Origin of the sequence: Acinetobacter piscicola (genome assembly GCF_002233755.1) — a bacterium.
Classification (GTDB): Bacteria; Pseudomonadota; Gammaproteobacteria; order Pseudomonadales; family Moraxellaceae; genus Acinetobacter; species Acinetobacter piscicola.
In genome coordinates, this window is record NZ_NIFO01000012.1 from 1 (window position 1) to 21,935 (window position 21,935).

Consider the following 21,935-nt stretch of genomic DNA (forward strand, 5'->3'; position numbering starts at 1 on the left):
AGCGATTTTTATCAAATTTCCAAAATAGTTTACCCACAGTATTTTGGTATCGAACGCAGGTGGTCTATCGTTTTTATCGGATTGTGCGTGATGATGTTCAGCAGCGCTATGTGATTCACTTTTATCTGAGCTTTAACCGATCACTCTATTCTGACCCTTTGGGATATTGCAATGAGATCAGAGAGCACTGGATGAGAGCGACTGGATATTTGGGCACATGCGTTTATCCAGAAATGCATCATCAGCTTTCCGATGCTGATGCACAAAACGCGCTGCGGATTGACCGGATCATGCAAGAAGAAGCGGGCTGTCCTTTGGGTGCATTAAATAGCATGCCGGAGAATCAAACGGGTCAGTTTGGGCTTCCGAGTAGAATCTGCATCTACCCGAAAGGATTTAAATGGTTTGATGGAGCCCCAGTACGGCGCTGAAAATTCATATTGCATTCCAGCACTTGCTTGACGCTCTACACCGTGCAGATTATCCTTAGCCTGCTGACCTACATCGTCAGCGGGTTTTAGCAGACCCATTAACAAAGACAATATGCGAAATCTGATTTTGCATGTTGTGGACCCGTTCGTCCCCCTTTCTTTGCGGTAGGGCGGAGGGGGGACGCGCTTGCGCGTGCTGGTTTCTTTGTTACCAGTCTGCTAACCCTTCTTCGTTCTGCCACCATCATATTAGCAGTGAATTGGCAGAATTCTTTTAAAACAAAGGAGTACGCCATGCGCTTACATCAATATCATCCCTTATTTTTCTCTTTTTCAGTATTTGTGCCGATGGGTCATTAGGCCCGCGTGCTGTGCATAGCTGTGTTTATAGCTTTTTAAGAATAAAACTTTTTCAAATACATATTACCGATATGAAGATGAATCTCTAATGCTGTTTTGAGCTAAGTAGATCTGTACGCTTTATCGTCTATAAAAAATTCAAAACTTAGATATTCATTCCAACAAAGATTGCATGGGGGACACCGGATCTGCTGAAGACCGGTGATGCCTGTAAAAAGAGAAAATGACTATGTTAAAAACTTTCCTAAAAACTGCCCTGATTTCATCACTTCTTGCAGGCGCGTCATGGGCGCAGGCAGGCTGGTTTGCGCAAGCCAGTGAATCCTATTTTGTGCAGGCTCGAAATTTAGGTGGAGGCGTGTATCAGTGCATGTATAAAACCAATCCGGGCAACCGCGGCTGGCGTAATTTCACGGTGAACTTTCAGGGCGGCTGTCCGCGCGTTGTCCACTATAACGCCAATAATGGCCAAGTCTCTGTACCGAACTAAAGTACAGGAGATTTGAGATGAACCAAAAAACCATTTTGGGTTTGGCAGCTATTCTGGCTTTGACGCTTATTATCGTATCCGGATTCTATTTTTTCAGTGCCAATTCCAGCGTTCAGAAACCTGTGCAAACTGCAGCTGGCACGAGTGATATTCCAGCGTCAGAAGCTGCTGCTTCGGAAGGCATTCCTGCTGCGGAAGTTGATGGCATTGATGTAGAGGAATTGACTGCTGGCAGCAAGGGCTCAAGTTCGGCGCAGCATGAACCTGAATTGCTGAGCTTTGAGTTTGATCAAAATTTGAAAGCTGCAGATACCTTGCTGTCCATGCTTCCTTATGCAGACCTGCCTGAATTTGAGCAAAAAAATATAGACAAGTATCAGCAGCTGGTTTTTGCCAAAGCTGCGAAAGATACGGGTAAACCCGTGAGCGGCTTTAGCTTGCAGGAACACGGCGCATTAGAGTCAGAGCAGGCGGGCAACCGTTACTACGTTTATAAATTTGATAATGGTACAGATTGTGAAATTCATCTGGTCAGTATTGATTTAGAGACCGGTGATTACGGCGTCAGCTACAACTACTGCTGAGGATGATTGCTATGAATAAATATTTTAAATCGATCCTGCTGGCAGTAACGGCTGCTGCAGGCATGATGCTGTACGGGTGCGACTCCAGCCTTGATCCCAATACTTTTAGTGTTGAAATGAATGTAGAAGATACCAGCAACTGGTATGCACAAAACCAAGTGGCGCATGTCATCACCATTCGTTCCAACAGCCCAGATCCCATCGATGTCACCAACGTTTTAATCAACAATGGTGAATGCAGTTATGAAGGCTACCGCAGATCACTGGAATACCCGCAGCATTTTAAAATGGGCTTGCGTTTAAGGCTGAAATTAACCGGCTGCGGTTACGATAATGTTGTGCGTGTTGATGTTGAAACACAGCAGGGAACAGCGAGCTACAGCTTTAACTAAGCGTATTTAATCTAAACATTAATCTAGAACTGACTAAACCGTGTCCTAAAGGGATGCGGTTTTTTTATGCCTTCACTTTAGCTTTTGTCAGGGTACATCTGACAAGGAATATACCGTGTCCATCATTCAATGTCCCTACTGCAAGTCGGGCAATGTCAGACAAACCGCATCTGGCAAATCAAACGCAAATTACTTTGAACAGCTTCAGCGCAATATCTCACCTGCACAAATGGCTGTGCTGGGAGCAAGACTTGCTAAGAAGGTCGGCTTTTCACCTGCGGCAGGTGCTGCTGTAGGTGTAGTGATTGGCGGTGTGCTGGTGGTTGTCAGCCAATTCTGCTACGAAAAATATTATCGCAATGAAGATCAATATATTTGTCAGGACTGTCAGCAGCATTTTGTTTGGGTCAAAAAATCATAAAGCTCAAGCCACAAACCTTAAACACATTTAATCAACAACATGAATTTCAACATACATTTATAGGAAATATAAACATGGCGCATCAAATTGAACAAATGGCTTATGTCGGTGACACCCCTTGGCATGGCCTCGGCAACCAGCTTACGCATAATCAGCCGATTGAAGTATGGGCACAGCAGGCCGGCATGGACTGGCGCATTGAATCTTCTGATGTCAGCTATATGGCGCAAAATGAACGCGGGCAAAACATCATCATGCCTTATGAAGAACAGCGCGTACTTTATCGCTCGGATACCCATGCACCTCTATCGGTGGTCAGTCAGCGTTATCAGGAAGTGCAGCCTGCAGAGGTGTTGGAGTTCTACCGAGATTTAACAGAGCAATCAGGCTTTGAACTGGAAACCGCAGGCGTATTGAAAGGCGGAAAGAAATTCTGGGCTTTAGCCAGAACAGGACAAAGCGCGGCACTCAAAGGTAAAGATGTTAGTAATGGCTATATATTGTTGGCAACGGGCTGTGACGGAACGCTGGCGACCACAGCGCAATTTACTTCAATCCGCGTAGTGTGCAACAACACTTTAGCCATTGCCCTAAAAGGACAGAACAGCAGTGCAGGCGTGGTCAAAGTCCCACACAGTACCCGTTTTGATGCAGATAAGATCAAACAGCAGTTGGGAATCTCAGTACGGCAATGGGATGAACACATGTATGAAATGAAGCAACTCAGTCAACGTAAAGTCACTCAACAAGAAGCGGCTGCTTATTTTGACGCGGTATTTAACAATACCAGCCTCAGTCCAATGCAGCAGGATGAAGGCATTATCCAGTTCTACCGCAATGTAGCCAGTAAATCACAAAGCAAAGACAAGGTTGAACCGAATGGCCGAGCCATGTCGAAAGTCATGACTATGTTTAACGGGCATGGCCGAGGGGCAGAACTCAGCTCAGCCAAAGATACGGCTTATGGGTTGCTGTGCAGTATCACGGAATTTGCAGATCATGAACGTCGAGCCATGAGTCAGGATCACCGGCTGGATTCAGCATGGTTTGGAGCAGGGGCAGGCTTAAAACAACGTGGACTGGAACAGGCGCTACTGATGTTGTCCTAATCTGTGTATTTACAATTATTTGAACACTTCTTATTGAAATCCTGATTTCTAAGCTCCACTAACTATTTGCAAGATAAATAGTAAAACGGAGAGTACAGTGAGTATCATTTCAATTAAGAAATTAGGGGATGAAAGTTTTTTATTAAAAATGAAAGATAAGAAATCTTTCGATGTTTTAGTAGAAACGATAAAAGGTAATTTTGGCTATTCCTTTAATCAAGGTCTTCAATTAAATGCAGACATTTTAGAAATTGTAATAGCTGGCGTTTCTGAAGAAAACCTAAAGCGCCATTTAGCAGTCGTCTCATTTTAAAATAGATTCATTTAGAAATATCAGACCATATCTTCGGATGTGGTTTTTTTATGCCAAAAATTTAAAATTGAGGAATTCACAATGAATAATTTATCAAATCCATCTGCAGCATCTAAACAACCTATAGGATTCAGGTCACCTAAACTTATTACCGCCAAACGCTTTGTAGAAACCAAAAATATGAGCCAAGCCGAATGGCTGGAAGTACGCAGGCAAGGTATCGGCAGCAGTGACTGTGCTGCAGCTTGCGGACTCAATCCTTATATGTCGATGCTGGAACTGTGGATGATCAAAACAGGTAGGATCAAGCAATCCATCGAAGATGAAAGCGAAGGCCATGCGCCTTTATATTGGGGCAAGCGACTTGAACCGCTTGTTGCTGAATACTACAGCATGCATACCAACTATAAAGTCCGCCGCGTGAATGCTGTGCTGCAGCATCCTGACCCAGACAAGCATTTCATGTTAGCTAACTTAGATTATTCCGTAGTGGGTGATGCAGATGTGCAGATTCTGGAATGCAAAACTGCTGGTGAACATGGCGCCAAGCTGTGGCGGGATGGTGTGCCGTTATATGTGCTGTGTCAGGTACAGCATCAATTGGCCGTAACGGGAAAGAAAGCAGCGCATATCTGTGTACTGCTCTGCGGACATGAAACGCGGATTTTTAAAGTGACCCGCAGTGAATCGGTCATTCAGCATATTGTGAATGCAGAACGTTACTTCTGGGAATGTGTCGAGAAGGATACACCGCCTGATGCAGATGCCAGCGCATCGGCAGCCAAGGCTTTACAGCAGCTGTATCCCGAACATGTGCCATTGAGCACTGCAGACTTATCTGGGGATGAGCAGGCCAACCAGCAGTTTGAACAGCTGATTCAGGCACGTAATCAAATCGACAAGCATCAGGAGCAGTTTGATCTGCTGAAGCACCAGCTGCAAGCCAAGATGCAGCAGGCGGAGCGTGCCACTTTTAAAGCAGGCTCAGTGACGTGGAAAAAGGCTAAGGATTCAATCAGCTTAGATGCCAAGGCTTTGCTGAAATCACACCCTGAATACCTCAGCCAATTCCCGCAAAGTAAAACAGGTTCACGGCGTTTTAACATCTATACCAATGATGGTTGAAAGTAATTTAGCCTAAGCAAAATATCCAACCAGCCTAGAAATCCCATGCCTCAGCACATGGGATTTTTTATGCCCATTTCATTTTTAATCAATACAGCAATTTATTTAAAGATAAGAGGAAAGGACCATGATTAAAGGTCTAGCAATCACACCGCCAATACTTGGCAGAATCAGTATCGGCAAAGTTGTGGAAAAGAACGGCAAACGTCTGCCTGAAAAGGATGATCAATTTACCATTACCAGCCAAATCCAAAATAAGGACAGTGGTTGGGTGAAGCACCCACTGGATGAACAGCTGCGGGCCAAAGCACCCAATCAAAAACTGCGAAGCATACCCGTCCGGATGATCTTCAATGATCCTGAACTGAATCTAAGGGCAGAGTACAGTCTATTTGATCGACAAACAGGGCGCCCCGTGTGTATAGGCAATGGTGAAACTTGTCAGCGCTTAACCAATCAAGGGGTTGAACATCACCCCTGTCCTTCACCTGATCTATGTCCATTGGCACAAGGTAGATTGTGTAAGCCCTATGGTCGTCTGTATGTGAATCTTGATGAATCGGATGAGTTTGGGACTTTCGTTTTTAGAACAACAGGCTTTAACAGCATTCGAACCTTGGCAGCGAGACTGAGTTATTACCATGCAGCATCGAATGGTTTATTGTCATGTCTGCCTTTACAGTTAACACTTCGAGGAAAGTCCACCACACAAAGCTATCGAACCCCAGTCTATTACGTGGATTTGACGTTACGTGAGGGTGTTCATTTACAAGAGGCGATTCAAACGGCGAAAGAGATTGATCAGAAAAGTAAGCTGTGTGGATTTAATCAGGCAGCTTTAGATCAGATGGCACGGCAAGGCTATGGCAATACACGGTTTGAAGTAGATGTAGAGGAGGGATTGGATAAAATTGAAGAGTTTTACCCAGAAGAAAATAAATCACAGCAACAAGTTCCAGACTTTCTTCAGATGCAAGATATTCAGAAAGGCCTACAGCAATCGGTACAAGCTTTGAACTAAAGTAGGAGGCATCTGTTGATGCCTTGTATTTTAAATTTTCTTAATCTATAAATGTAAGATTAAGCTTATGTACGTTAAAAGATATTCTAAAAAAGATTTAAAATTTTGAATATTATAATTTATTTAGATGGGGGTTTTATGGTTCGGGTGGAATATTTAAATTTTTTACAGACTTTGAATAATACTGACTCTGTAGAGATACGTAAGATAGCAAACCTTGTTTTAGAAAATTTGGATGAGTTAATTCCATTAAAGACTGCTCAGGGGCAACGGATAAAAAAAATAGTATCGTTTGCTCAGTTAAAATGGGAACGTGTTGGTTCAGAAATCAGTCCTTTACCTGCGACATTGGGAGAGCCGAAAGCGAAAATTGCAAAAATTAAAAGTATGACTGTAGGCCCATTTCGAGGATTTTCTAAACCAGAGCATTTTGATTTAGATAGTAACTTAGTATTGATATATGGTCCTAATGGAACAGGAAAATCAAGTTTTTGTGAGGCTTTAGAATACTGCTTATTAGGTAATGTCGAAGATGCTGAAAATAAACGTTTCCGTAACCAAGTTGAGTATCTAAAGAATGCTCATGTTAATCGATTCTTAGCACCTATTCTTCAGGCTGAAGATAGCCAAAATAACATCTTAAGTGTTCAGCCTGATGAGCAAATATATAGATTCTGTTTTGTTGAAAAGAATCGTATAGATAATTTTTCACGTATTGCAGCCCAAGTTCCATCTAAACAAACAGAACTAATTTCTACGTTATTTGGATTAGAGTCTTTCACGGAGTTTGTCAAAAATTTTACTCCTGATATGGATGGTAGATATATTGATATTATTGGAGAAAAGTCTAAAGAGCTTGGTGAAAAGCGTTCACAATTATTAGGTAGTGAACAACAGATTAAAATACACACGCAACTGCTAAGCGACATTCAATCAGAGGAGATAAATTTAGCTACTCGATATAAAGAGAATATAAGTTTTGATCAAATGGTAATTGAGCTAAATGGTAATGAAGCTGTCTCAGGGCGTGTACAAATACTTGAAACATATCTTCAGTCGCCTTTAGGTACTAAAAGTAACCTTTCTCAAAGTGTATTAAATGCATTAAAGCAGAAAATAACTGAGTTGCATTCAGCTTTAATAATTGAAGAGGGGAAACTAGCACAAGCAAGTTATCAGGTCTCATTTAAACAACTTTATAATGCAATTATTGAATTACAGGATGGTAATCCAAATCAGTGTCCAGCTTGTCAAACACCCCTAGGTCAGACTACTGTTAATCCTTATATTTATGCTAGAGATGAGTTGTTGAAGTTGCAAGAGTTGGCAGGTATACAGAATAAAATTCAATTTTTACAAAAGCAAATCCAAGATTCCTTAACAGCTCTTTCTCAGATTATCCAAACTTGTTTATCTTTTTATCAAAAAGAAAATTGCTTGGAGGCATATAGATCATTTACAAGCGAAAAAACATCTTCTGAGTGGTGGGGGTACTTAACAGAAATGCTACCTGATGGTACAACCATTTGGATGAATATTGAGGTGCAAGTTCAAGCTCTTGAGGCATGTGATCTAAAAATAAAACAAGAAGAAGAGGTGAGAGTAATTAAGGCTAAAGAGCTTTTGATGTGTCGTGATTTTGTAAAAGAAATAACTATACTTCAAACACGTAGACAATCAGCGACTCAGGCTATAAGTATCGCTCAGTCCATGATTAGTACATTTGAAGAACAAAATGAGCAGCTTATTACAGATGTTGAAACTGAAAAATTAATAGTTAGTCGAAATAAGATTATATCCAACGCTTATGCTGACTTTGTTAAAAAGTTGGAAACATACTGCAATGAATTACCTCTGCGTTTAGTTAAAGATTTAGGAGGAGTGATTATTGATCTTTACAATGCTTTTAATCGAAACGATACGGATAGTGAATTGCTAGCAGAAGTAAGACTACCAATAAACCAGAATCAGAGAATGGAAATTGCATTTAAAAGCAATCCAGAAGTTTTTTTTGATGCGCTGCATATACTTAGTGAGGGGCATATTCGATGTTTAGGACTAGCAATTTTATTGGCTAAAAATCTTAAAGAAGAGTCACCATTATTGATTTTTGATGACCCTGTTAATGCCATAGATGATGAACATCGTGAAGCAATCCGAAAAACACTCTTTGAAGATAAGTTCTTTGCTAATAAGCAAATATTATTAACTTGCCATGGGGAAGAATTCTTCAAAGATATTCACAATCTACTTTCAGTGGAACGAGTGAAGTTAACAAAATCATTTAGTTTTCTACCAAGATTGGGTGAGCCGCATATCAATATTAATTTTAATTGTGCACCTCGTAATTATATTGTTGCTGCTAGAGAGCACATTAATCAAAATGAAATTCGTGATGCTTTAACAAAGTCAAGACAAGCTTTAGAAGCAATAACTAAAGGGAAAGTTTGGAAGTATGTAAGTAAGCATGGTGATGGAAATTTGAGTTTAAAATTACGATCTGCTACCTCTTCAATAGAGTTAAGAAATCTTACTGAACAATTGAAAACTAGAATTGAAAAAAAAGATTTTGTTCATGCTCAAAAAGAAAGTGTTTTTAAACCATTAGAAGCTTTGTTAGGGATTAGCGGGGAGTGTCGAGAATGGAGATATCTTAATAAGGGAGTTCATGAAGAGCAGGATCGAGTAGAGTTCGATAGAAGCGTAGTGAGTTCGATAGTTTTGAATTTAGAAAATTTGGATCAAGCTTTGAAGTAAATTTATATTTTTAGACTTTCTAGGGGGGCTAATTTTTTTAGCCCTTTTATAAAAATATACGGAGTTGCATATATATGTTTATTCGTATATAAGTATATATAAAGATTCAATTGAGTTTGAGCAAATGACTGCTATTCCAAAAGTTAAGATTTATCACAACCCTGAATGTGGTACATCACGCAATACGTTGGCGTTAATTCGTAATGCCAACATTGAACCTGAAGTGATCGAATATCTTAAAAATCCTCCATCTAAAAGTGAGCTCATTCAGCTGATTGCGGATGCAGGTTTAACTGTGAGAGAGGCCATCCGTAAGAATGTTGATCCTTATCGTGATCTAGAGTTAGACCTTGAGGTTTGGAGGGATGAGAAACTGCTTAACTTTATGCTTCAGTATCCAATTTTGATTAACCGCCCATTCGTGGTGACTGAACTAGGAACTCGTTTAAGTCGCCCGTCAGAACTGGTTTTAGAAATTCTGCCACTCCCACAAAAAGGTGCATTTAGCAAAGAAGACGGTGAACAAGTGCTGGATGCAAATGGGCAGCGATTGAAATAAAAATTTCATGGATATATGTGAATATTGATATATCCATATGTTTGAGTGAGTAAAAAATATGGATCAAATCAATTTCTTTAAATGCTTAGCTGATGATACGCGATTCAATATCGTGATGTTGGTTCTTGGAAATAATGAACAGTGTGTTTGCGATTTGACTGAAAAATTAGAGTTGAGCCAACCCAAGATTTCACGGCATTTAGCCTTATTACGCTCTTCTGGTCTTTTACAAGATCGACGTCAAGGGCAATGGGTCTATTACAGTCTCAATCCCAATTTACCCACTTGGTGTATAGACGTACTTAACACCCTTAAAAATGCTGATTTACAGCCAAAAGTTGCTCCATCATTTCAACAAATCAATAGTTATTGCGAGTAGAACAATATGAAATTCCTTTTTTTGTGTACTGGAAATAGTTGTCGTAGCATCCTGTCAGAAGTGCTGTTTAATAGTCGTGCCCCAGAGGGTTGGAAAGCATACAGTGCAGGTAGTAAGCCATCAGGGCAAGTACATCCATTGACCATTGAAACATTAGAAAATTTGGGTCTTTCAACAGATGGTTTGTGGAGTAAAACCATTGATGATTGTGAACAATATCAACCTGACGTGGTGATTACGGTTTGTGATTCGGCAGCGCAAGAAGCGTGTCCACTGTATTTAGGCGGAGCAATCAAGGCACATTGGGGCTTGGCTGATCCTTCGCATTTAGACTTGCCGAAAGAAGAGAAGCTCAAAGCATTCCAAGTGACTGTAGACCATGTCAATCGTCGTTTAGATGCATTGTTGGCACTCGATACAGCGCACATGTCTCGTCCTGAATTGATTGCTGCAATCAATCACATCTCAGATATTGAATGAGAACATCATGGCTCAACAAAGACTGTCATTTTTAGATCGTAACCTCACGCTATGGATTTTCATTGCGATGGGGTTGGGAATTGCGATCGGTGTGTTCTTTCCACAAGCCTCAGTGGCATTGGATAAAATGAGTGTGGATTCCGTCAATATTCCAATTGCGATTGGTTTGATTCTGATGATGTATCCACCATTAGCTAAAGTGGATTATGCCGCGCTACCACAAGTGTTTAAAGACAAAAAAACCTTAACTTTGTCTTTGGTACAGAACTGGGTGATAGCACCAGTATTAATGTTTGCATTAGCCATTATTTTTCTACATAGCTATCCTGAATACATGACAGGCTTGATTTTGATTGGTTTAGCGCGCTGTATCGCCATGGTCTTGGTGTGGAATGGTTTGGCCTGTGGGGATAATCAATATGTTGCTGCATTGGTGGCCTTTAACAGTATCTTCCAGATCTTATTCTTCAGTACTTATGCTTGGCTATTCTTAACCTTCTTGCCACCTTATTTTGGTGTTGCAGGGCAAGTGATCAATGTCGATTTCTGGACCATTACCCATGCGGTACTGGTGTACTTAGGGATTCCATTTTTCCTTGGCTTTATGACGCGATTCACTCTAGTGAAAGCTAAAGGTCTGGATTGGTATCAAAATGTCTTCTTACCTAAGATTAGTCCACTGAGTCTACTGGCTTTATTGTTCACGATTGTGGCGATGTTTAGCCTGAAAGGGAACGATGTGGTGAGCTTACCGATGGATGTCTTGCGTATTGCGATCCCATTGACCATTTACTTTATCGTGATGTTCTTCATCAGCTTCTTCATGAGCAAATGGATGGGGAACGATTATCCTAAAACCACAGCAATTTCTTTTACTGCTGCGGGAAATAACTTTGAATTGGCGCTGGCCGTCGCGATTGCGACCTTTGGTTTAGCTTCACCAGTCGCATTTACCACGGTAATCGGCCCATTGGTTGAAGTACCAGTGTTAATTGCTTTAGTCAGTGTGTCTTTGTGGCTCAGAAAAAAGTTTTTTAAAGCAGAGGTGTAATTTCTATGACTCTCCCAAATGTAGATATGAATCTTTTGGATCAACCGACTTTAGAAAAGGTACAAGCTAAAGAATTGGATCATCCACCCCGTATTTTGCTGCTGTATGGTTCTAACCGTGAGCGTTCATACAGCCGATTGGCGGTGATGGAAGCTGGTCGTATCTTGGAGCAGTTTGGTGCCGAAGTAAAAATCTTTCATCCTAAAGGGCTGCCTTTACCTGAAGATGCGGACACTGAACATCCAAAGGTTAAAGAGTTGCATGATTTACTCGCTTGGGCAGAAGGAATGGTGTGGTGCTCGCCTGAGCGTCATGGCTCCATGAGTTCAATCTTTAAATCGCAAATAGATTGGATTCCACTGGCAGGCGGTGCAATTCGTGCAACCCAAGGTAAGACTTTGGCTTTGATGCAGGTCAGTGGTGGTTCACAGTCTTTTAACAGCTTAAACCAGATGCGTATTTTAGGCCGTTGGATGCGGATGATCACCATTCCAAACCAATCGTCTATTCCCAAAGCTTTTTTAGAGTTTGAAGAAGATGGACGGATGAAACCTTCATCCTTCTATGATCGAATTGTCGATGTAATGGAAGAACTATATAAGTTCACCTTGCTCACTCGTGGGCAGAGTCAGTACCTCACGGACCGTTATTCAGAGCGAAAAGAGTCGGCAGAAGAATTATCTAAGCGTGTCAATCAACGTAGCTTATAAACTTTAGGTGATCAGAAATGCAAAAGAGACATTCTAAATTAGTGATCTTAGGTTCAGGGCCTGCGGGTTATAGCGCTGCTGTGTATGCAGCACGTGCAAACTTAAAACCTACATTGATAGCGGGTATACAACTTGGTGGTCAATTAACAACGACCACTGAGGTAGATAACTGGCCGGGCGACCCAGAAGGTTTAACTGGTCCTGCACTTATGGAACGAATGCAAGCCCATGCTGAACGCTTTGGTACAGAGATTGTGTATGATCACATCAATGAAGTTGATTTAAGCGTCCGTCCATTTGTACTAAAAGGCGACATGGAAGAATTTACTTGTGATGCACTGATTATTGCAACAGGTGCGACAGCACAATACTTGGGTCTTGAATCTGAAGCTAAATTCATGGGTCAAGGTGTCAGTGCATGTGCAACTTGTGATGGTTTCTTCTATAAGAACCAAAAAGTCATGGTCGTGGGTGGTGGTAACACAGCAGTTGAAGAAGCACTTTATCTTTCTAATATTGCTGAGCATGTCACCTTAGTTCACCGTAGAGACAGTTTACGTTCAGAGAAAATTCTACAGGATCATCTTTTTGCCAAAGAAAAAGATGGCAAAATTAGCATTCTTTGGAACAATCAAGTTGATGAGGTCATAGGTGATAATACTGGTGTCACATCAGTTCGCTTGAAATCAACTTTGGACCAAACTATACAAGATGTTGAAGTACAGGGCTTATTTGTTGCTATTGGTCACAAACCGAATACAGGTATGTTTGACGGTCAACTCAACCTACGTGAAGGCTACATTCAAGTACAAAGTGGTACTTCAGGCAATGCAACAGCAACTTCTGTGGCAGGAGTATTTGCTGCGGGTGACGTTGCTGACAGCATTTATCGCCAAGCAATCACTTCGGCAGGCTCAGGCTGTATGGCAGCTTTGGATGCAGAAAAGTATCTTGATCAATTGAGCAATTGAAAGGCTCATTTAAACGCTTGAAAATTTTATAAAATACGCCCAGTCTGTTGAGTAGACTGGGCGTTATTTTGATTATGACTATAAATAATGGGAGAGAAGCTTTGACTCAATTACAAACTGAAGTCGATGTAATCATTATTGGTGGTGGTCAGGCAGCCCTTGCCACAGCTTATTTCCTCAAACGTAAGAAAATTCCATTTATTATTTTAGATGACCAATCTCAGGCAGGTGGTGCATGGTCACATGCTTGGGAATCTCTTCGTCTTTTTTCTCCAAATACTTGGAGTTCATTGTCAGGTTGGATGATGCCCACAACTGAGCAGACTTACCCAACGCGAAATGAAGTGATTGGCTACTTGTCAGCATACGAGCAACGATATCAATTTCCAATTATTCGACCAATTCATGTCGACCATATAGAACAAAAAGATGGCTATTTAGATGTGTATGCTGGCGATCAATATTGGCGAGCTAAAGCGGTGGTCAGTGCTACTGGGACATGGAGTCAGCCTTATATTCCCCATTATGAAGGATATGAACGATTTGAAGGATTACAAACGCATTCAGCACATTATGTAAATCCAGAGCCTTTTATCAACAAGAAAGTGATTGTAGTTGGTGGTGGTAACTCAGGGGCACAAATTCTTGCCGAAGTCTCAAAAGTTGCAGATACCACTTGGGTCACAGTAACACCACCTCAATTTTTATCGGATGATGTTGATGGGCGTGTTTTATTTCTTCGGGCAACTGAACGTTTAAAAGCCCAACAGGAAGGTCGTGTGATTGATCAACCCGTTGGTGGTCTGGGTGATATTGTCATGATAGACAGTGTCAAAGAGGCCCGCGAACGTGGCGTACTACATAGTAGAGAGCCTTTTACCTCATTTGAGGAGCATTCCGTTGTTTGGGCTGATGGTACAAGACAAGCAGTAGATGCTGTGATTTGGTGTACAGGGTTCAAAGCTTCATTGACTCACTTAAGAAGTCTTGATGTGGTAGAGCCTGATCAGACAGTTACTGTGAATGATGGGCGCTCAGTAAAAATAAATAACCTTTGGTTGGTTGGCTATGGGGAATGGACAGGCATGGCATCCGCAACACTCATTGGGGTTTCTAGAACAGCAAGAGCAACTGTAGATCAAATAGCTGCTTATTTGGCTAGGATCAATTACTAAAGTTAAGGACTGAAGGAACTATTGGTCAAGTGATAGATCATTTAAAGACTACAAAACGGCCATTACCACCAGATCGAATAATTAGAAGGGAGGAGGAGCTTCTTTCATTTATAGATACACCTAAAGAGGAATGGTCTTCAACACTACAACGTTATAATAAATTAAGAGAAATCGAATATAAGGAAGTTATCGAGGTTACAAGGTTTATTGAAAAACAGACTCCTTTTGCAACGCAGCATAGTGTAAAGGGGGCTGAGTTTGAGAATGTATTAGTGGTCTTAGGTGGTGGCTGGAATCACTATAAGTGGCCACAGCTTTTAGAGTTACTTGAGACTAAAAAATTGACTAAAGCAAATACGAAAGGTTTTTTATAGAGCACGTAATCTTTTTTATGTTTCCATTTCTTGCCCAATGACGAGGCTAGCTGTGTTAGCTACTCAAACACTATCTGATACAGCTCTTGTAACTGTGAATAATCTATTGGGGAGTGAAAATATTGAAGATTTATGTTTTGATACATAAAAATAAAGTTTACTCCAAATTTACACCTTAACTTAATTTTTTTATTTTAAGTTGCTGTAAATTAATGGATTATTTTATCTTGTTGTCCAATCCATCATAGGCGCAACGGATATACGTGGGAGCTTTGATATATCTACGTTTTTTTTCAAATCAGTCATTTAGACACCTATGAATAATTGCAACTTTCATGCACATTTAGCAACTTTCTAGTGTTTATTGTATATAACTGCAACTATACTGCTACTAAATTATTTCATAAAAAAAATAGTAGCAAAATGAGCTATATCACAGAGCTAAAGTCAAAGACCAAAGGCACCCGCTATAAAGCAGTTATAAAAATTCGGAAGAAAGGAGTAGATTTTTTCGAGACTGAAACATTCAGTACCCGTGCACTTGTGAAAAATTGGATTAAAAAAATTGAAGACAAATTAGAAAAGAATCCTGAGCTTTTGTCAAATAATAAACTATCTTCCCCAATGTCACTTGGCAGTGCAATTTCAAAATATATGTCAGAAGTAACAAACTATGGTAGGACGAAAAAATTTACACTTTTACAAATTCAAAAATTTGATATTGCAGATCAGCATTTAAATCATTTAAAACGTTCAGATTTTGGAGATCATGCACAACGTAGGGCACAAGGCTATAGTAATCATAGTTATGAATTAAAACCTGTAGTTGGAGCAACAATTAACTTTGAATTTCAATGCATAAAATCAGTTTTGGATTATGCAGATCTAGTTTGGGGTATAGAGATAGACCTGCATGAATATGAAAAAGTTGTAAAAGGATTACGTAAAGCGAGAATTATTGGTAGGTTGGGGATATGACGATAATTTAATGCCGAATGGTCAGGCCTTATCACGAGCTATCTTAGACAAAGCTTTTCCTGAAAATCCTGTTGTCATTGTGCATGTCTCGATGCATGGAGCCGTGTTGAATTCTAAAGGTTTTGAAAAATACGGCTATAAAGATGGAATGCCGACACCTGAAGGTGGCGTTATTCTTCGTGAGGAAGATGGGAAAAGACTACAGGGTTTAGTCATGGAAATGGCGTATCTTCCGATATCCGTTAAACTCCCTGGTCCAACGCTTGCTAACGAGGTTGAAGCAGCCAAAGCTGGACAAGCCATGTATGCCGCAGCTGGTATTACAACAGCACAAGAAGGGTTAACACATTCAGCGCAGCTTAAACAGCTTACGCGTATAGCAAGCAAAAATGGCTTATATATCGATGTGGTTGCATATCCTTTTGTTACCGATTTGGATGAAATATGGAAAACACATCCACCTAAAACTTTTGGAAAATATGATCATCGTTTGAAGTTAGGCGGATGTAAGATCACGGCAGATGGTTCGCCACAAGGAAAAACGGCTTGGTTTACAACGCCGTATTTAACAGGTGGACCTGCAGGACAAAAAGATTGGAAGGGGGAGCCTGGTGTTCCACCTGCCCAAATGAAAGCAGCAATGCAAAAATGTTATGACAAAGACTTACAAGTACAAATGCATGCGAATGGTGATGCGGCCATAGATTATCTGTTGAAAACACATGCTGAAGTTGCGGGTCAGAATGTGTCGAAAGATCGTCGAACAGTTTGTATTCACTGTCAGTTTGTGCGTCCAGATCAGCTTAAATTGTTAGCGAAATACAACATTATTCCAACCATGTTTACTGACCATACTTTTTTCTTTGGTGATACGCATATTAAAAACCGAGGCATGGAACAAGCAAGCTTTATTAGCCCAATGAAATCAGCCTTGGCAGCAGGACTCAAACCGACTAATCATACAGATGCATTTGTAGTACCCATAGATCAAATGATGACAGTTTGGACAGCAGTGAATCGCCCATTGCGCAGTGGTGGCGTGCTTGGTCCTGACGAGCGAATTAGTGCTTTTGATGCGTTGAAGATGATTACCACCAATGTGGCTTATCAATACCGAGAAGAAGATACGAAAGGAACCATTAAAGTTGGTAAGTTGGCTGACTTTGTCGTTCTTTCAGCAGATCCAACAAAAGTTGAACCGATGACGATCAAAGATATTAAAGTTGTTGAAACCCTTAAAGAAGGGAAGACAATTTATTCTGCGAAATAATCGTTTGATGTGATTTACATACCTAATCTTGATCACAAGATTAGGTATTTTTTATGATAGTTGTTTGAATAACAATAGAAAATTCAAGTGTATAAAAGAAATGGAGAAATACAGAAAATAAAAGAAATATAGCCAAAATATTTTAGATGATGTCATTCTTAAATAGTTAATTTATATAATAATTAAGCTGAGTTCAGGATAAGATATGTTCCCAACTATATGATACGCGGAAACGTCAGTCGCATTGTTTGAGGCAGGGCTGCATCTGTAATGTACTGTTTTTGCGATATATTAGGTACTTGATAGTATTTGTCGAGTTGGCGACTCTTGCGCTGCTTTAATCACAGCTCAGGTTTTGCCCTTGCGTGGCAGTGCCACTCATCCCGAAAGCCTTGCGAGGTAATACCTCTCAGGTCGAACCGAAGGTTAATCCTTGCATTTGACTTTAAACGGTAAGACTCCGCTGTGCCTGATCTATCTTTTCAATAACTTACATCAAAGTGTATCCCAAACTGACGTTAATTAAAGCATGCATTTTTCTATACTCCTTAGAAAAGAAGGTTTATAGGATTTGTATTGATGAAAAATAGTTTAAAACTGAGAAAATAGCTCAAATTTAATTGGGTACATATGACACTTTGCCACATGTACTCAATCGCAATCATGGCTTATGCGGCTTTAGATTTTCCTTTAGATTTTGATTGTTGGCCTTCTTTGACCCAAACTAAATGCTGGCTTTCAATTGGCAAACTATACATTTCGGCATCTTTTTCAAAGTTATGGCTGACAAACCATTCTGTAGATTTACCTTGACGAGGTAATACCCAATCACCACGCTGTACATAACCTGATCGCATACCGTAAACGATACTGTTGCCCGTATTTTCATTCGTTGGCGCAATAGGTTTTACTGCAACCATTTGACGAATATCTAACTCATTAATTAAACGACAAATATAATCGGTAGATAAATCAATTTTTAAAGTCCAAGGTGCATTGGTATAACCAAATAAGTAGGCAAAGTTAGGTACATCTTCAATTAATGTCCCTTTATAGCTCATTTTTTCATTTGGTTTTATTTGCTCTTGATCTACAGAAATTTGAATACCACCAAACAATTGTAATTCGAGACCTGTTGCAGTCACAATGATGTCTGCTTCAAGTGTTTTACCCGATTTGAGTAAAATACCATTTTCAGTAAAACGCTCAATTTGATCGGTCACAACAGAAGCTTTACCGTCACGAATTACATCAAATAAATCGTTGTCAGGAATCGCACATAAACGTTCATCCCAAGGCATATATTCTGGAGTAAAATGAGACATATCATACTGATTCCCCAACGCTTTCTGAACATTTGAAAGGAGGAATGAACGCATTTGTTTAGGGAAGCGGCGAGACACTTTATAAATACCGCGCTGCATAAAAATATTACGCTTACGGAAAATTTTATAAACCAATTCTTCTGATAATACTTTTCTACACGCGTTAACCAATTTATCGGTATTTGGTATATTAATCACGTAGCTTGGTGAACGCTGTAACATGGTGATATGTGCAGTATCATTCGCCATCGCAGGAATCAAAGTAACTGCTGTTGCACCACTTCCAATGACGACAACGCGCTTATTGCTATAGTCTAAATTTTCAGGCCAATGTTGTGGATGAACAACTAGACCTTTAAAGTTTTCAACACTCTCAAACTTCGGTGTATAGCCTTGGTCATGGTTATAGTAACCTGTTGCAGCAACAAGATAATTACAAGTAAATTGGCAAGATTCACCATTTGCCTCATTAATCGTTTCTATAGTCCATTTATTGGTTTGGGTTGAAAAATTTGCAGAAATAATCTTAATACCGTAACGGATTTTTTCATCTACGTTAAATTTTTGAGCAGTTTCTTGCAAATATTGCTTGATCGAATCGCCGGCAGCTAAAACTTTATCACTGTTCCACGGACTAAATTTAAAACCAAAGCTGATCACATCCGAATCTGAACGGATGCCAGGATAGCGAAACAGATCCCACGTTCCACCTAAAGCTTGGCGGCGCTCCAAAATCGTAAATGATTTATTTGGATTCTGCTGTAAAAGTTGGCATCCCATGCCAATTCCAGCCAGACCTGCTCCGATGATAACGACGTCATATTCCATACTCATTTGGGAAATCCTTGTCTTTGTTATTTGGATAATTTAAATCTTATCGACAAATCGAGTTTAAACTTGACCTTATGAGACAGATATTTAACTCTATGAGACATCACGACTAAGCTCTATGTACGGAATACTCTTAATTGATTTATTTTTAATTAAAGTTTTGATTTATATGTTATTAGTATTTTTATCTATCAATCAAATTAGAAAAATATGAGTAAAATCAGGCTTGATCGTGCTTTTAAATGGGTCTAAATCTGTTGAAACCGCTCTTTAGAGCTAAAATATTGGATATTGAAATAGGCTGATTTTCAATTGTTTCGATACTGTACAAAGTGTAAGTGCCATTTTTATTTTTGAAACACCACCAAAATTGTATTAAAAGTCAAAAATTCCTTTTTATGGTCAAGATTATTGGTTAAGGAGGAGCTATTTTAAAGTGAGATGGATCTAGAAGGCTAACCATCATTTTTTAATTAGGTCGATGGAAGGGTTAGTACATGTCAGATTCAAATATACATTTTCAAATGGATATAGATACGAATTTAATAAAAGATCAAGGGTTGTTTGGTCCTTACTCTATCGCATGGAAAGTTTGGTCACATCCAGCGGCATTTATTGGTCTTACTCGATCTTTTTATATCGAAGTTTTAGGAAGTATTGATGCTGCGGCAGCTTTAGCAGATCGGGCAACATATAAATCTGATCCTGTAGGTCGGTTAAGTCGTACAATGTCTTATTTCTTAACAGTAATATTCGGTGATACTGAAACGGTTAGAAAAGCAAATCTAAGACTTTTTAAATTACATTCTCATGTTAAGGGAAGTATTCCTCTAACGGGTAAAAGTTATAGTGCTCATGATCCTCTTCTAGTCGTTGGGACGCATCTTATCACATGGCATTCTGTATATTATGCTTATGAGAAACTAGTAGGAAAATTGTCATTAGAAGAAGAAAACCAATATTTTAAAGAAAGTGTTAGATATCTTGAATGTTTAAAAGAAGTTTATCCTGATTTAAGTATTGAGACCGTAAAAGAAAGCGCATTGAGTCATGGTTATAACTTAGAAAGCCTCCAAAATATAACACGACTTCCCGAAACACGTGAAGAGTTCAGTCGTTATATTCAACTTACTAATTCAAAAGCAGTTATTACCCAACAAACTCGCGCTATTATCAACACTTTATTAGATCCTTCTACGATTGATACTGATGACAAAGCTATGCGTCTTGTGCTTAAATTTTACCCAGTATTAAAAACAATCGTGGTCGCATTAACACCGAAAGAAATTTGTGATTTAGCTGGATTATCGCGTTCACCAAAAAAAGATAATTTGGCAATATTACTCGGTAAAGCATATGTACGAATCGCCTCAACAGGAACAGTTAAGACGTTTTTTGAGAGTAAAATTGGAACGAATGGATACGCACTTATGAATAATGCGATGTCAAAAGAATAATCTAGTGAATAATCTTATTGTTACTGTCATTGTGATTCTACATGGATTATCATTTTATGACGTTATAATTTAAAAAATTCCTATGATACGTTATGAGCAAAAATAATCCGACTATCAATGGTTCTATTTCTGGAATGTTTTGCGACTTCATTTTAGCCAATCATTTAGATGTTCCTTTAAGTAAATCGTATCTTAAAAGCTGGAAAGTTGATGGTAGAGTCTCAATTCTAGAATTAGGACTGTGTTTGCGTTTAATACAAGATAAATGTCCAGAACCAGGTCTTGGAATAAAAATAGCCGAGTTTTTTCAACCAGCGTATTCAGGATTGTTGGGTTATTTAATACTACCTTGTCAAAATCTGAATCAAGCAATTCTACAATTTAAAAAATACTATGCATTAATGTGGGATGGGTTTTCTATTGATGTCATTGAAAAGAATGAGATTGTTACAATCACTTGGGATGTTCCATTATTTGAACCCTTAGAAATGCATGATGATCTTTTAGAAACGCTCAGGGTCGGCTATGAACTAGGAATAAGCTGTTTTATAAAAATGTTGCAACAAATTACGAATGAACATAATCTCTTGCAACCTATTTCTATTAGTCTCCCAGGAAGTAAACCTGAAAATTCTAAAATTTATAGTGATTTTTATAAATGTCCAGTCAGTTTTAAATCAAAACTTGGTGCAGTCAGTTTTAATATTTGTAGTTTAAATATACCAATTGATTTAAAAAATATATATTTTATAGAACTATTGGATAGGCAAGCAGATGCTTATCTAAAATCGATAAATATCAATACAAAAACGATTAATAATGACTTTGTCCTTAAGTTTCAAAAGGCCCTGGGTCGAGGGATTGAAGAAGGTAAACCAACATTAGATTTTGTAGCTCGAGAAATGGCAATGTCTAAATCGACTTTACAAAATAGATTGGTTGAGCAAGACCTAAATTTCCAAAGTATGTTAGATAGGATTCGGTTAGAGTTAGCTAAAATGTATATGGAAGATAAACTTCTTTCTTTGACAGAAATCTCAGAATTATTAGCTTTTTCTGAGCAAAGTGCTTTTAATCGTTACTTTAAAAGAGTAACTGGGTTAAGTCCAAACCAATATAAAAAGACGTTAGTGCAAATATAGACCACTTTTTTCTGACAACAACATTTCAGAAATCTCTAGCTGAAATTTCTACTTTTTATTTAACAATAATCAAAATAGATCCAAACATGGCATTAAAGTCGAAAGCGCAAGGTATAGGCTTGATAGCAGAATAAAAATCAGAATAAAAAGATTGAGTTTTTCGAAACTGAAAATATTCAGTTCTCATGTATCTGTGAAAATCGGATTAAAAAATTGAAGACAAATTAGAA

At 39.2% G+C, this 21,935-nt stretch carries 23 protein-coding genes; 22 read left to right on the top strand and 1 reads right to left on the bottom strand.

Translation table 11 applies throughout. The annotated features are described in order from the left end of the window. The 20 genes from CDA10_RS17030 to CDA10_RS12775 all read left to right on the top strand — a co-directional run. Nucleotides 1-431: hypothetical protein (locus CDA10_RS17030; RefSeq protein ID WP_228704635.1), on the top strand; the 431-nt coding region annotated here is incomplete at its 5' end. Between the two features lie 589 nt (nucleotides 432-1,020). Next, nucleotides 1,021-1,281, top strand: a complete 261-nt coding sequence (locus CDA10_RS12685; RefSeq protein ID WP_004644591.1) for a hypothetical protein — start codon at nucleotides 1,021-1,023, stop codon at nucleotides 1,279-1,281. Nucleotides 1,282-1,298: 17 nt separating this feature from the next. Next, on the top strand, nucleotides 1,299-1,865 hold the full coding sequence (locus CDA10_RS12690) for a hypothetical protein (protein WP_004723208.1): 567 nt from the start codon (nucleotides 1,299-1,301) through the stop codon (nucleotides 1,863-1,865). A gap of 11 nt (nucleotides 1,866-1,876) precedes the next feature. Beyond that, nucleotides 1,877-2,257, top strand: coding sequence for a hypothetical protein (locus tag CDA10_RS12695; RefSeq protein ID WP_004644589.1), 381 nt, complete (start codon nucleotides 1,877-1,879; stop codon nucleotides 2,255-2,257). A 115-nt stretch (nucleotides 2,258-2,372) separates the two neighbouring features. After that, on the top strand, nucleotides 2,373-2,678 hold the full coding sequence (locus CDA10_RS12700; RefSeq protein WP_004644588.1) for a hypothetical protein: 306 nt from the start codon (nucleotides 2,373-2,375) through the stop codon (nucleotides 2,676-2,678). Nucleotides 2,679-2,752: 74 nt separating this feature from the next. Continuing rightward, the gene (locus CDA10_RS12705; RefSeq protein WP_004644587.1) at nucleotides 2,753-3,787 is read left to right on the top strand and encodes a DUF932 domain-containing protein; all 1,035 of its coding nucleotides are present in this window, start codon (nucleotides 2,753-2,755) and stop codon (nucleotides 3,785-3,787) included. A gap of 97 nt (nucleotides 3,788-3,884) precedes the next feature. Next, the gene (locus tag CDA10_RS12710; protein ID WP_004644586.1) at nucleotides 3,885-4,100 is read left to right on the top strand and encodes a hypothetical protein; all 216 of its coding nucleotides are present in this window, start codon (nucleotides 3,885-3,887) and stop codon (nucleotides 4,098-4,100) included. Nucleotides 4,101-4,181: 81 nt separating this feature from the next. After that, nucleotides 4,182-5,225 (top strand): YqaJ viral recombinase family nuclease, encoded by a 1,044-nt coding sequence (locus CDA10_RS12715; protein WP_004723206.1) that lies wholly within the window; start codon nucleotides 4,182-4,184, stop codon nucleotides 5,223-5,225. 127 nt (nucleotides 5,226-5,352) lie between these two features. Then, the gene (locus CDA10_RS12720; protein ID WP_004644584.1) at nucleotides 5,353-6,246 is read left to right on the top strand and encodes a recombination directionality factor; all 894 of its coding nucleotides are present in this window, start codon (nucleotides 5,353-5,355) and stop codon (nucleotides 6,244-6,246) included. A gap of 138 nt (nucleotides 6,247-6,384) precedes the next feature. After that, nucleotides 6,385-9,003: an AAA family ATPase gene (locus CDA10_RS12725; protein WP_004644583.1), complete on the top strand. Its 2,619-nt coding sequence runs from the start codon at nucleotides 6,385-6,387 to the stop codon at nucleotides 9,001-9,003. Nucleotides 9,004-9,127: 124 nt separating this feature from the next. Beyond that, nucleotides 9,128-9,562: an arsenate reductase (glutaredoxin) gene (arsC, locus tag CDA10_RS12730; protein ID WP_004723202.1), complete on the top strand. Its 435-nt coding sequence runs from the start codon at nucleotides 9,128-9,130 to the stop codon at nucleotides 9,560-9,562. Between the two features lie 58 nt (nucleotides 9,563-9,620). Beyond that, nucleotides 9,621-9,941: a metalloregulator ArsR/SmtB family transcription factor gene (locus tag CDA10_RS12735; RefSeq protein WP_004723201.1), complete on the top strand. Its 321-nt coding sequence runs from the start codon at nucleotides 9,621-9,623 to the stop codon at nucleotides 9,939-9,941. A 6-nt stretch (nucleotides 9,942-9,947) separates the two neighbouring features. Continuing rightward, a complete protein-coding gene (locus CDA10_RS12740; RefSeq protein ID WP_004723198.1) occupies nucleotides 9,948-10,421 on the top strand; it encodes an arsenate reductase ArsC in 474 nt (157 codons plus the stop codon). Between the two features lie 7 nt (nucleotides 10,422-10,428). Continuing rightward, entirely contained in the window at nucleotides 10,429-11,472 is a 1,044-nt protein-coding gene (arsB, locus tag CDA10_RS12745; RefSeq protein ID WP_004723197.1) for an ACR3 family arsenite efflux transporter, read from the top strand. Nucleotides 11,473-11,477: 5 nt separating this feature from the next. Next, nucleotides 11,478-12,182, top strand: a complete 705-nt coding sequence (gene arsH / locus CDA10_RS12750; RefSeq protein WP_000174605.1) for an arsenical resistance protein ArsH — start codon at nucleotides 11,478-11,480, stop codon at nucleotides 12,180-12,182. Nucleotides 12,183-12,199: 17 nt separating this feature from the next. Then, nucleotides 12,200-13,153, top strand: coding sequence for a thioredoxin-disulfide reductase (trxB, locus tag CDA10_RS12755; protein WP_004681738.1), 954 nt, complete (start codon nucleotides 12,200-12,202; stop codon nucleotides 13,151-13,153). A gap of 101 nt (nucleotides 13,154-13,254) precedes the next feature. Next, the gene (locus CDA10_RS12760) at nucleotides 13,255-14,328 is read left to right on the top strand and encodes an ArsO family NAD(P)H-dependent flavin-containing monooxygenase (RefSeq protein WP_004644575.1); all 1,074 of its coding nucleotides are present in this window, start codon (nucleotides 13,255-13,257) and stop codon (nucleotides 14,326-14,328) included. A 29-nt stretch (nucleotides 14,329-14,357) separates the two neighbouring features. Then, the gene (locus CDA10_RS17035) at nucleotides 14,358-14,702 is read left to right on the top strand and encodes a restriction endonuclease subunit S domain-containing protein (RefSeq protein WP_004723194.1); all 345 of its coding nucleotides are present in this window, start codon (nucleotides 14,358-14,360) and stop codon (nucleotides 14,700-14,702) included. A gap of 423 nt (nucleotides 14,703-15,125) precedes the next feature. After that, nucleotides 15,126-15,680, top strand: a complete 555-nt coding sequence (locus CDA10_RS12770; protein ID WP_089605964.1) for a hypothetical protein — start codon at nucleotides 15,126-15,128, stop codon at nucleotides 15,678-15,680. Nucleotides 15,681-15,690: 10 nt separating this feature from the next. Continuing rightward, complete coding sequence (locus CDA10_RS12775) at nucleotides 15,691-16,950, top strand: amidohydrolase (RefSeq protein ID WP_089605965.1); 1,260 nt, start codon at nucleotides 15,691-15,693, stop codon at nucleotides 16,948-16,950. A gap of 668 nt (nucleotides 16,951-17,618) precedes the next feature. Here the strand turns inward: CDA10_RS12775 and CDA10_RS12780 are convergent. After that, on the bottom strand, nucleotides 17,619-19,109 hold the full coding sequence (locus tag CDA10_RS12780) for a flavin-containing monooxygenase (RefSeq protein WP_089605966.1): 1,491 nt from the start codon (nucleotides 19,107-19,109) through the stop codon (nucleotides 17,619-17,621). 494 nt (nucleotides 19,110-19,603) lie between these two features. Here CDA10_RS12780 and CDA10_RS12785 point away from each other — a divergent pair, with 494 nt between their 5' ends. Together CDA10_RS12785 and CDA10_RS12790 are read left to right on the top strand one after the other, a co-directional pair. Continuing rightward, on the top strand, nucleotides 19,604-20,563 hold the full coding sequence (locus CDA10_RS12785) for an oxygenase MpaB family protein (protein WP_089605967.1): 960 nt from the start codon (nucleotides 19,604-19,606) through the stop codon (nucleotides 20,561-20,563). A gap of 92 nt (nucleotides 20,564-20,655) precedes the next feature. Beyond that, nucleotides 20,656-21,705 carry an AraC family transcriptional regulator gene (locus CDA10_RS12790; protein ID WP_089605968.1) on the top strand — a complete coding sequence of 350 codons (1,050 nt, stop codon included), beginning with the start codon at nucleotides 20,656-20,658 and terminating at the stop codon, nucleotides 21,703-21,705. Nucleotides 21,706-21,935 lie beyond the last annotated feature (230 nt).